We start from the raw sequence: 11,700 nt of genomic DNA on the forward strand, positions 1-11,700 counted from the left end.
TAAGAGTTTTCAAGGTTATCCATTGACATTATCCTGTATTATAGTTAACATGAATGTAACGGTTGCGTAATATTTATGTAAAAATACAATTTAAGAAAAGGAGCAATAGAAATGGAATTACAAAGAAAAATTTTAACATCGTCAATGAGTGCATTGGCGGTAGTAGCAGTATTAGGCGTTGCCCCACTGAATGTTCAGGCTCAACAAACAACTCATACAGTTGAAGCTGGGGAGTATTTATATAATATTGCACCTCAATACGATGTGACAGTAGATGAATTGATTGAATGGAATAATTTATCATCAAATGATTTACAAATCGGAGATCAATTAATTGTTCAATCTCCTAATGAGGAAACTCCAGAAGAAGAAACTTCTTCTGAAATCACTGACGAAACGACTAATGAAGAGATTGATACTACGGTAGACGAAACACAAACCGTTCAACCTACTTCGGAAAATGGTCATTATTATGTAGTTAAACCAGGAGATTACTTATATAAAATTGCAAATCGCTTTGGAATCACAACTGAAGATTTAATAGAAGCTAATAACCTTGTAAGTAATAACCTTCAAATCGGTGATGTCTTATTCATACCTTCTGATTCTGCTGAAGAAGATGACGACGATAGTAACGAAGAAACGCCGTCTGAGACTTACTACACAGTTCAAGCAGGAGATTACTTATACAAAATCGCACAACAATTCGGAACGACTGTCGAAGCGATTAAAGATGCGAACGATTTAACTAACAATAACCTACAAATTGGGGACGTATTACTTATCCCGGACGGTTCTGAGGAAGATGACGAAGAAGAAACGCCGTCTGAAACTTATTACACAGTTCAAGCAGGAGATTACCTTTACAAAATCGCGCAACAATTCGGAACGACTGTCGAAGCGATTAAAGATGCGAACGATTTAACTAACAACAACCTACAAATTGGGGACGTATTACTTATCCCCGACGGTTCTGAAGATGACGACGATGAAGAAACGCCGTCTGAAACTTACTACACTGTTCAAGCAGGAGATTACCTTTACAAAATCGCGCAACAATTCGGAACGACTGTCGAAGCGATTAAAGATGCGAACGAATTAATTAACAACAACCTACAAATTGGCGATGTATTACTTATCCCTGACGGTTCTGAAGAAAATGACGACGAAGAAGAAACGCCGTCTGAAACTTACTACACTGTTCAAGCAGGAGATTACCTTTACAAAATCGCGCAACAATTTGGAACGACTGTCGAAGCGATTAAAGATGCGAACGATTTAACTAACAACAACCTACAAATTGGCGATGTATTACTTATCCCTGACGGTTCTGAAGAAAATGACGACGAAGAAGAAACGCCGTCTGAAACTTACTACACTGTTCAAGCGGGAGATTATTTATACAAAATCGCGCAACAATTTGGAACGACTGTCGAAGCGATTAAAGATGCGAACGATTTAACTAACAACAACCTACAAATTGGCGATGTATTACTTATCCCTGACGGTTCTGAAGAAGATGATGATGACGACGAAGAAACACCATCTGAAACTTACTACACAGTTCAAGCAGGAGATTACTTATACAAAATCGCACAACATTTTGGGACAACTATAGAAGCGATTAAAGATGCGAACAGTCTAACAAACAACAACCTACAAATCGGGGACGTATTACTCATCCCAGATGGTTCTGATGAAGATCCAGAAACGCCTGAATTTGTTGCACCCAAACCTGGTGACCTTGCTTATATGCCTGGCATGACTTTAGTGAAAAAATATTTTCCAACAGTTAACAGTGCAGTAACTTATGCTGAAGAGAATTTTGATTATAATGAACACATAAATTATTTTGTGAATTACTTTAAAGGAAGTTTTGTTCTATACTTCCAACCTAAATAGTTTATAGCAATGAAATACTCCCGAGAGGGAGTATTTTTTTATTTAATTATAATATTATCCTTTCATTATAATACTAAAAAATGAATTCAAAAAAATTATACGTAAGTTTTTGAAATTTAGAAACGTATGAAATAAAGTTAACAAAATAGCTATCATAACCTAATATTAGATTTTATGTTGAATTCGAGTTTAATATTTTCAATTAATATTCTAATATCGATATCTTTGATTCAAACAGATTTAACAAAAGAGGAAATTATTAGTCGCTTTCACGAAGTAGCAAGAGAAACTCCTTCTGCAAGTAACAGTCAAACAACTCGTTTAGTTGTATTATTTGGTGAAGAAAACGATAAAATTCTGGGACCATATCTTAGAAGTTCAAAAAGATGTTATGCAAAGTGCGATGTGGGATATATTCTCAGGTGTTATGGAAGGTGCTAAAGGCGCAGTAGTTACAATCTTCTTCTTCGAAGACCGTAATGCAGTTAAAGCTGGTCTAGGTGAAGGTGTTCGTGCAGATACCTAAAAAATTCATAACGATGCAAATATGCAATTCTCAATGTGGGTTACTTTAGCTGAATTAAACTTAGGAGCTAGCTTACAACATATGAATATTGGTTTTGAACAAGGCTTTGATAAATCAGTTAAAGAAATGTTCAACTTGCCTGCTTCATACGAACTGGTTGCACAAATGCCATTTGGTTCAATCGAAGGTACTCCAGGCGAAAAAGAATAAATTGATGATGAAGTACGTGTGAGTGTTATCGGTGAATTATCTACCAAGCAAAGGTAATTTCTCAAATTGGAGAAACACTTTTTCTTAACTCAACTCATACATTGTATATTCTAATGCTTCGATATCGAGTTTTTTCATATTTAACATCGTTTGTGTGACCCGCCAATGCTCTGCTTCTGAACCATTTTTCATCAGTTCATAAAACCTCACAGGCATTATTTGCCACTGGACACCGAATTGGTCTTTCAACCAACCACATTGCTCGAAGTCTGAATCATGGGATAGTTTATCCCAGTAATAATCGACTTTCGCTTGTGAACCGCACAGAATCATCAATGAATAAGCTTCATTGAAATTAAAGCCGCTGCCCATTCCATGATCCATCAGAGTTAACTTTTGACCATTAATATACAATTCACTATAATTTACTTTTTCGTGGATATCTTCGGCTTCGTCTTCATTATAATAAGATACCGCTTCGATTTCTGATTGGTTAAAAACTTCATGATAATAATTTAAAGCATCTTCTGCCTTTCAACAACTCTCACCACTAAATAATAAATTTAACTTGAGCTTTTGATTTACCGCACTATTTTCATCAACCATAATTTGTCATGTCACACCGTACTTGTCCTGAACCCAGGCATAACGTTCCCTATAAGGACAACTATCTAACGGTATTAGATCAACACCACCGACGGATAACTTCGCATATAAAGCATCAACTTCTTTAGCTGTATCCATCGAATCCATGATCGATATTGATGAGTTAAAACCAGCGTGTTCACTATCATTAAATGCTTCAAATGATAAATTTTCAATTCAAAATCCATAGATTCATAATCACCAATAAGTGTATCTTTAAAAGTTTCTCTGCGTATAATCCTTGAATTTTCAGATATCGACGTATAAAAATTACCCGCTTCTTCTGCTTCCTTATCAAACCATAGAGCTGAAACTAATTGCCTCATTACAATGTGCTCCTTTAAAATTGACAAAGTGACTATCTGTTCAAAGTGTATAATGAATGGGGATGTCGAGAGAAATCCCTTTCATTATATTGTTCGAAATAATGCGAAAAAGGCTACCTTGAATCAGTAAATTACTGATCAAAAGTAGCCCAATTATAAACTTAATTACTTATTGTACTTCGCCAATTGGTAATACGACTTTACCATATGTTTCATTAATTACTTGTGCCATTGCTGCATAAATTGCAGTAAATCCACAAATGATTCCTTCATAACCTGCGATTATTAAGATTAAAGTCGATCCGGTAAAGTTACCGATTGCCAATAAGAAGAATAAAAGTGTCAATGTTCCAAAGACTACTTGTAATGCTTTTGAGATGCGTAAAGTAGCGATAAACATAAACAATGTGAAGAAGCCCCACATAAATAAAAATGCAGCCATTGAAAGTGAATTAGCTGGTACTCCATATCCCATTTCTGAAAGGATGTTCAGAGCTGCTAAAGCCATCCAAAAAAATCCGTATGAAGTGAAAGCTGTCGTTCCAAATGTATTATTCTTCTTAAATTCCATAATACCCGCAACAACTTGTGCCGTACCACCGTAAAAAATTCCCATAGCTAGGATCATTGAATCTAGTGGAAAGAATCCTGCATTATGAATGTTCAACAGTATTGTTGTCATACCAAAGCCCATTAACCCTAAAGGTGCCGGGTTTGCAGTAATCTCACTAAATAATACATTTTTTTCTTTTTCCAAATCCATATCTCCAGTACAATACAATATTTTACACACTGTCTCTTATTGTACCTATTATACAGGCCTTTAGCAATGATTATTAAGGTTTACTTAAATAAAGCTTATTCAACTGTTACACTTTTAGCAAGGTTACGTGGTTTATCCACATCTAGACCGCGACCTAAGGCTGTATAGTATGCAATCATCTGTGTTACAACCACCATAACTAGCGGTGCTAATAACTCGTTCAAGTTAGAAACAATGAATTGATCATCTTCTCTAGATAAAGCATGTGTTGAAATCACCATCGTATTCGCTCCACGAGCTTTTACTTCTTCGATATTACCGCGAGTATGAGCTGAAGTTAGTTCGCCACTAATCAAAGCAATGACTGGTGTACCTTCTTCGATTAAAGCAATGGTACCATGTTTTAATTCTCCTGAGGCAAATGCTTCAGTTTGGATATAAGAAATTTCTTTTAATTTCAAAGCCGCTTCCATCGCTACGTAATAATCTGCAGTACGTCCAATATAGAAAGCATTACGTGTTTCCATTAAGTTTGAGTCAACCCAAGTTTTTATATCATCGCGTTCTGATAAGATTGATTCCATTGCTGAAGCTGCAAGACCAATTTCTTTAGCCATATCAAACGATGCTTCTTCAGATTTTAATGCACGAAGCGCATCCGCTAAAATTGCCATCACTGTAATTTGAGCAGTATAAGCTTTTGTTGAAGCAACTGCAATTTCAGGCCCAGCATGAAGTAATAAAGTATGACTTGCTTCACGTGAAAGTGTAGATCCTTTAACATTTGTAATTGTTAATGATGGATGACCTAATTCATTCACTTTCACTAAGGCCTGGCGACTATCTGCCGTCTCACCACTTTGAGTTAAGAAGATAAAGAACGGTTTTTCGCTTAGTAATGGAATATCGTAAGCAAATTCACTTGCTAAATGTACTTCAGTTGGGATTTTAGCTACTTTTTCCATGATGGCTTTACTTGCCCAACCCGCATTATAACTTGTACCTGCAGCGATAACGTACACACGGTCACTGTTTAACAAGTCATCTGTTAAATCTGTATCGATTTCAAACTCGTGCTGGTCATTTTGATATTCTTGAACCAAACGGCGTAATACTGCAGGTTGTTCATCAATTTCTTTAATCATATAGAAAGGATAAGCACCTTTTTCTAAATCATTGGCATCTAATTCGGCAATATATGACTCACGCTCAATAACATTACCTTCAACGTCTTCGATGATTACGTTATCTTGAGTAATTGTGATCATTTCATTATCTTTAATTTCGATATACTCATTTGTATGTTCAATGGCTGCCATCGCATCTGAGACGATGACATTGAAGCCATCACCTTTACCAATCAATAAAGGACTTTTATTTTTAGCAGCATAAAGAACGTTTGGATCTAATTGATCTACTAAACCAAAAGCATACGAACCTTTGATCACTGATAGAGCTTTTTTAAAGGCTTCTTTCGTTGATAATTCTTCCGCTTCTACAAAATATTCAATTAAAGCAACCGCCACTTCAGTATCTGTATCAGAAGATAATTCAACACCTTGTAAATATTCTTCCTTAATCTCTTTATAATTCTCAATAACACCGTTATGAACAAGAACAAATCGTTGGTTGGCTGAGCGATGTGGATGAGCGTTATAAGTTGCTGCTGGTCCATGAGTAGCCCAACGTGTATGTCCAATTCCAACTACAGATTGTAAATCAAAGTTGACTTCGCTTTTTAATTTCGCAATGCGACCTTCTTCTTTAAATAGATGCCCATTGGCTTCTTTATCAACAACAAAAATTCCTGCTGAATCATATCCACGGTATTCTAATTTTTCTAAACCACCAATTAAAACTTCTTGTACGTTACCTTCTCCAATAAATCCTACAATTCCACACATTGATTTATTTCCTCTTTTCACCTAATTATTTTGCTTTTAGGTGTGTAAGTTAATCTCTGTACCAATATTTACACAATGGTTTTTATTAACTCTAAAGATTACACTACCTTGAACCATCCGCCGAAATCTCGATAAGTTCAATCCTCGTCACCTTATATTTAAGGCCTGGCGCTATCCTGTATGTTTATACTCCTTTTAATTATTTTCTAAAAGCTATATTACTTTATCTTATAGAAGGCCATTTGTCAAAATATTTTTTATTTATTTAAGCTGATAACCTTAACAATATAGTATTACCAACATTTTAAATATATTTAATTTCAGTCAATTAATTCAGAGGTCGACAAAAAACTCGAGAAACGTTTAAGTAACTCGAGGTGTCTATCTATATATTTCCATGAAATGTGAGTGGTAACGGTCCGACTCTTCTTTGGTGATATAGCAATGGATTTTGAATATTTGTTGTGATGTGCTTGACGCTTCCGGTAATAATCGCATGGTCGCCCGCCACTATTGTTTCAAAGGTATCGCATTCAAACGTCGCATAAGCGCCTTCAATAATAGGTAAGCCACTTTCTGAAAAGCTCCACTCAATCTGTGCGAAGCGATCAATATCTTTGCGCGAAAAAATATTTACAAGTTCCGGTTGGCTTCCAGCTAATAAATGAACAGCAAATTGCTTGCTATGATTGAATATATCATAAGATGATGACTTATTACCGATTGACCATAATACTAATAGCGGGTCTATCGAAAGTGATGTGAAAGAGTTAGCAGCAATGCCCACAGGGAGTCCTTCATCATTTGTCGTCGTAACAATCACAACGCCTGAGGGGTAATTTGCCATTGCGTCTTTAAATAACTGAACTGTCTTATCTTCCAACTTTTATACCGCCCTTTATATTTATTAAATCTGCCCCAACTTAATCTAACACGTATTAGAATGTTTGTAAACATAAGCATCCCAATCTATATTTAGAAAGGGATGCTTTATTAATTAAATAGATTGATTGCCTAATAATTGTTCGACTTTGTAGTCATCTAATTGCGGGAAGTTTTCATAATAGGCGCTAACTGAACCTAAAAATGCTTCCGGAATTTGTACGTAGTAAATATTATCAACGACTTTTTCAAGAGCTTTGAAAGTGTCTTCTGGAATAATTGGAACTGCCACACTAATACTTAGTGGTTTTTTAGAGCGGACAGACTCGATTGCCGCAAACATTGTATGCCCAGTCGCAATTCCATCGTCAACTAGGATAACATGTTTGTCGGTCAATGATTGTTTCTCAATCACTTCGCTATAAATCGCTCGACGACGATCAATCTCGTCCGTAATTTGTTTCACTCGCTTCTCTAACCAAGTCGAACTCACGTGAATATCGTCATTCATTAGTGGTTCGCCACCTTCTGCCATCGCTCCAATCGCAAATTCTGAATTCATCGGATGACCTATCTTTTTGGCTAAGATGACATCTAAAGGAATATTAAATTCATCGGCTATTGTCAGTCCTAATGGTACTCCACCAAGTGGCATTGCCAATACAATTGTATTTTTTGGCTCGTCCACCTTTATCTTTTCTGTTAATTGCTTTGCTGCTTCTTCTCTATCATTGAATCGCATCATCTTACCCCTTTCTTTAATAGCTTTCAAACACTTTTCTTAATGACTTCGCTCATAATTCTAATATAGAAATATAACGACTGGTAATTATCTTTATCCACTGCCACATAAAATATGTTTATCTATACTTAAAATATACCATAGTAGCAGAATGAATCGTAATAATTTTTCCAAAAAAACACTTTTACTTACGCTTTCAATTTAATCTCTTTTAAAAACACGAACATTCTAGGGTAAAACGATATAACAACTTAGGTTACATATTCTTCATGAGTCTTAAAAACTGCACAAAAAAACCACTATATTTGTAAAGATACATCTAACAAATGTAGTGGTCTGTTCTATAAATGAGTGATTAGTCGAATTTCTTTAAGACTAAAGTGGTGTAAGAATCGATAAGTATATTATCAATTTCCCCTGTTAAATTGTCATCTTCAAGATAAACACGACGATTAGTCACTTTTTTAATGTACTCACCTTTTTTAACTGGAACATTTAACATATTCCCTTGAGCATTAAAGGTTACAAACAGCTTATAGCCGTCTCCTTTATAAGTTAATTGAACAATTTGGTAATCTGCTCTAGTTACTTCAATTCTTTCTTTAATCTCTTTATAAGTTGATAAATGGAATAAAGGTTCTTGATTTCTTAATTTAATAAGGTTTTTAACTAACTCGACTGACTCACGATACGCATCTTGTCTTAACCACTCAAGTTTGTTAATTTCATCTGGTTTATTATAACTATCTCGGACGCCTTTTTTTGTTCTAAGAAATTCTTGACCCGCATGAATGAAAGGTATTCCTTGTGATAACAGAATAATTGTCGTCGCTAATTCATGGCGTTTCGTAATGGTATTCTCATCTAAATCTGGATCTGCTGCTCTTAATTTATCATACAAGGTAAAGTTGTCATGCGCTTCAACGTATTGAATCACTTGTTGAGGATCGTTGTATGAACCAAAATCAACACCTGCCAAGACATTTTGAGCGACTTGTTGTTCCATATGCCAAGCTCCATTAATAAAGCCTCGAGCTGTTGCTTCAAAGTCATTTCCTTTTAATGCTTCTCGTAGTCCATCATTAAATTGGCCGACTCTTGGCATCAATACTGCATTATTATGATTGGCTACCATATTTTCACTTAAGGGTGTATATAAATCCCAGCCCTCACCAAAAAGTAAGATACTTGGATCAATTTCATCCAACGCTTTTCGCACGGTATTCATAGTGGTTGTGTCATGGATTCCCATTAAATCAAAGCGGAAACCATCGATTTGATATTCTTTAGCCCAATAAGATACACTGTCAACAATGTACTTGCGCATCGTATAACGTTCTGAAGCTGTATCGTTTCCGACACCCGTTCCATTCGTAAACTGTCCAACGTCATTATATCGGAAGAAGTAACCCGGTACAGTGAGGTGGAAACTATGGTCGTCCACTTCATAAACGTGATTATAAACAACGTCCATAATCACTCTTAAGCCAGCATCATGGAAGGCTTGTATCATTTGTTTCATTTCTTTAATTCGCGTAAATGGATCATAAGGATTGGTTGAATACGACCCCTCTGGCGCACCATAATTTTGTGGGTCGTATCCCCAATTATATTCACGTGGCTTTTCGACGGTCTCATCTACGGTTTGGTAATCAAATAATGGGAGAAACTCCACATGAGTCACACCTAATTCTTTTAAGTAGTCGATACCCGTTGATGAACCATTGGGATTCGTTGCATTTTCTTCAATAGCTCCAAGAAATTTTCCTTTATGAGTGACTCCGCTATCCGAGTCTACAGTAAAGTCGCGTAAATGCAGTTCATAAATTACTGCTTTACTAATATCATCCATTTCGGGCATTCTTTCTCCCCAGTTATCAGGATTCGTTCTGTCTAAATCAACGACAACTGAGCGCTGTCCATTGACCGTCACAGCTCTCACATATGGATCATTTGACGTATTCACTCGCCCATCAAAAAACGTTAACCGATAACGATATGTTAACCCATGGTTATCTCCTTCAATTGTATGGATAAATATCTTGTCGTCATTTGACCGCGTCATTACAATATTTTCTTTTAACACACCATAATGACCATCATAAATTAATATTTCAACTTGTGATGCAGTTGGAGCCCATAATTTGAACTCTGTTTTTTCTCTACTATATATAGCGCCGAGTTTTCCAGGATAATAGTTCCTTTCAACAAAAACTGAATCGTGACTGATTTGATTTATAATTGTAGTTAAATAATTGTAATCATATTCTGGTTTACTTTGAGACGTTGTACTATATTCATTCATTGAATTACTCCTATAATTTCATTCTTATCATGCAAAAGTCTCAGTTCGGTCAATTCATCTCAATAATCTTAATTTAAGTTCGTTTGTAGGTGATATTTGGGTTATATTTTTTATTCTTAGTTAGTCTATAATACACAAAATATAAATTCTGTCAAAATAAAGACCTCTTAAAAGATAGTTATCTTCTAAGAGGCTCAGTATCGTGGGATATCATCGCATATCGCTCATTCAATGGCGATTCAATAATCTCCCTTTAAGCGAATTCACTACTATTTAGTTATTATTTATTTTGTTGCGATGTGTTAGCTGACAATAACGTTCATACCAAATATCAATAAATTCTTGAGAGAATGGTCCGCGACCTTCGTCAATCCATCTCACTAACTCTTGTATTTGGTATTTGATAATGCGATCTATCTCATCTGAATAATGATACCGACGCCCATGTATTTCATATTCATCTAAATCCAATAAACGTTTCTCCCCATCTGGAAAAACTTTGATATCTAAATCATAATCAATATATTTCAAGGCTTCGTTATCCATCACATATGGTGAGGCTAAGTTACAATAATATGTAACCCCTCGTTTACGTAACATTGCGATGATATTGAACCAAAAATGTTTATGATAGTAGACAAGTGCAACTTCACGTGTAACCCATCTACGGCCATCTGATTCGACTACCAATGTATGATCATTACAACCAATAATTGATTGCTCACTCGTTTTTAAGACCATATTATCGCGCCATGTCCTGTGCAACGAACCATCGTGTTTATAACTTTTAATAGTGATGAATTCACCTTCTTTCGGTTGTTTCATCACTTAACCCACTTTCTATATTATATATTACGTTCCAGTCTATCGACTGTATGGTTATTCTCGATTATTATAACATAATACTTACACTTGTGTTACAAAATGATTTGAGTATTGACGTTTTATATAAAATAGTTGCTTTGATTTAAAATTTATCACTGTAGTCGCTGCTTTATTGATTGGTAATTTTGGTTTAGTGTGTTAATTTCCACTGTCACCTCATGACATGTCCTGTTAAACGTCTAATTTCCACTGTCACCACATGACAAGTCCTGTTAAACTTCCAATTTGCCTTGTCACCTCATGACATGTCCTGTTAAACTTCCAATTTCTCTTGTCACCATATGACATGTCCCGTTAACCCTCCAATTTCCCTTGTCATCATATGACATGTCCTGATAGAGCTCCGATTCCCCTGGTCACCTCATGACAAGTCCTGTTAGACTTCCAATTCCCCTTGTCGCATCATGACAAGTCCCGTTAAACACCCAATTTCCCTTGTCACCATATGACATGTCCCGTTAACCTTCCAATTTCCACTGTCACTGTCAAGTCCATAATCTTGTGTAAAAGTCTCAATGTAGTTATATCATCTGGTCATCATGCACATTACACTTGTAAGAATGTCCGAGCGTTATTTTCCCAATTTTCGTGGAAATCAATTAATATCGAA

General features: G+C 35.7%; 10 protein-coding genes and 2 pseudogenes. 3 read left to right on the plus strand and 9 right to left on the minus strand.

Translation table 11 applies throughout. The features are described from left to right. Window positions 1-111 precede the first annotated feature (111 nt). The 3 genes from ACEN3Z_RS05075 (at window position 112) to ACEN3Z_RS05085 (ending at window position 2,638) form a co-directional block, all read left to right on the plus strand. A complete protein-coding gene (locus ACEN3Z_RS05075) occupies window positions 112-1,902 on the plus strand; it encodes a LysM peptidoglycan-binding domain-containing protein (RefSeq protein WP_138405097.1) in 1,791 nt (596 codons plus the stop codon). Window positions 1,903-2,239: 337 nt separating this feature from the next. Continuing rightward, on the plus strand, window positions 2,240-2,428 hold the full coding sequence (locus ACEN3Z_RS05080; RefSeq protein ID WP_138405471.1) for a hypothetical protein: 189 nt from the start codon (window positions 2,240-2,242) through the stop codon (window positions 2,426-2,428). 33 nt (window positions 2,429-2,461) lie between these two features. Further along, window positions 2,462-2,638 carry a hypothetical protein gene (locus ACEN3Z_RS05085; protein ID WP_407089905.1) on the plus strand — a complete coding sequence of 59 codons (177 nt, stop codon included), beginning with the start codon at window positions 2,462-2,464 and terminating at the stop codon, window positions 2,636-2,638. A gap of 84 nt (window positions 2,639-2,722) precedes the next feature. Here the strand turns inward: ACEN3Z_RS05085 and ACEN3Z_RS05090 are convergent. The 9 genes and pseudogenes from ACEN3Z_RS05090 to ACEN3Z_RS05130 form a co-directional block, all read right to left on the minus strand. Further along, window positions 2,723-3,160: pseudogene (locus ACEN3Z_RS05090) on the minus strand (VOC family protein); the annotation flags it as partial. Between the two features lie 90 nt (window positions 3,161-3,250). Then, a complete protein-coding gene (locus ACEN3Z_RS05095) occupies window positions 3,251-3,460 on the minus strand; it encodes a VOC family protein (RefSeq protein WP_138405473.1) in 210 nt (69 codons plus the stop codon). A gap of 41 nt (window positions 3,461-3,501) precedes the next feature. After that, window positions 3,502-3,609, minus strand: a pseudogene (locus ACEN3Z_RS05100) (VOC family protein); the annotation flags it as partial. A gap of 169 nt (window positions 3,610-3,778) precedes the next feature. After that, the gene (locus ACEN3Z_RS05105; protein WP_407089906.1) at window positions 3,779-4,366 is read right to left on the minus strand and encodes an acetate uptake transporter; all 588 of its coding nucleotides are present in this window, start codon (window positions 4,364-4,366) and stop codon (window positions 3,779-3,781) included. 101 nt (window positions 4,367-4,467) lie between these two features. Next, entirely contained in the window at window positions 4,468-6,276 is a 1,809-nt protein-coding gene (glmS, locus tag ACEN3Z_RS05110; RefSeq protein WP_218930002.1) for a glutamine--fructose-6-phosphate transaminase (isomerizing), read from the minus strand. A gap of 385 nt (window positions 6,277-6,661) precedes the next feature. Beyond that, window positions 6,662-7,159, minus strand: a complete 498-nt coding sequence (locus ACEN3Z_RS05115; protein ID WP_407089907.1) for a flavin reductase family protein — start codon at window positions 7,157-7,159, stop codon at window positions 6,662-6,664. A gap of 114 nt (window positions 7,160-7,273) precedes the next feature. After that, window positions 7,274-7,903 (minus strand): phosphoribosyltransferase, encoded by a 630-nt coding sequence (locus ACEN3Z_RS05120; RefSeq protein WP_407089908.1) that lies wholly within the window; start codon window positions 7,901-7,903, stop codon window positions 7,274-7,276. A 352-nt stretch (window positions 7,904-8,255) separates the two neighbouring features. Beyond that, window positions 8,256-10,205 carry a type I pullulanase gene (pulA, locus tag ACEN3Z_RS05125; protein WP_407089910.1) on the minus strand — a complete coding sequence of 650 codons (1,950 nt, stop codon included), beginning with the start codon at window positions 10,203-10,205 and terminating at the stop codon, window positions 8,256-8,258. Window positions 10,206-10,478: 273 nt separating this feature from the next. After that, entirely contained in the window at window positions 10,479-11,030 is a 552-nt protein-coding gene (locus ACEN3Z_RS05130) for a DUF402 domain-containing protein (RefSeq protein WP_138405463.1), read from the minus strand. Between the last annotated feature and the right edge of the window lie 670 nt (window positions 11,031-11,700).

This window comes from Ruoffia sp. FAM 26254 (assembly GCF_045528545.1).
Taxonomy (GTDB): domain Bacteria; phylum Bacillota; class Bacilli; order Lactobacillales; family Aerococcaceae; genus Ruoffia; species Ruoffia halotolerans.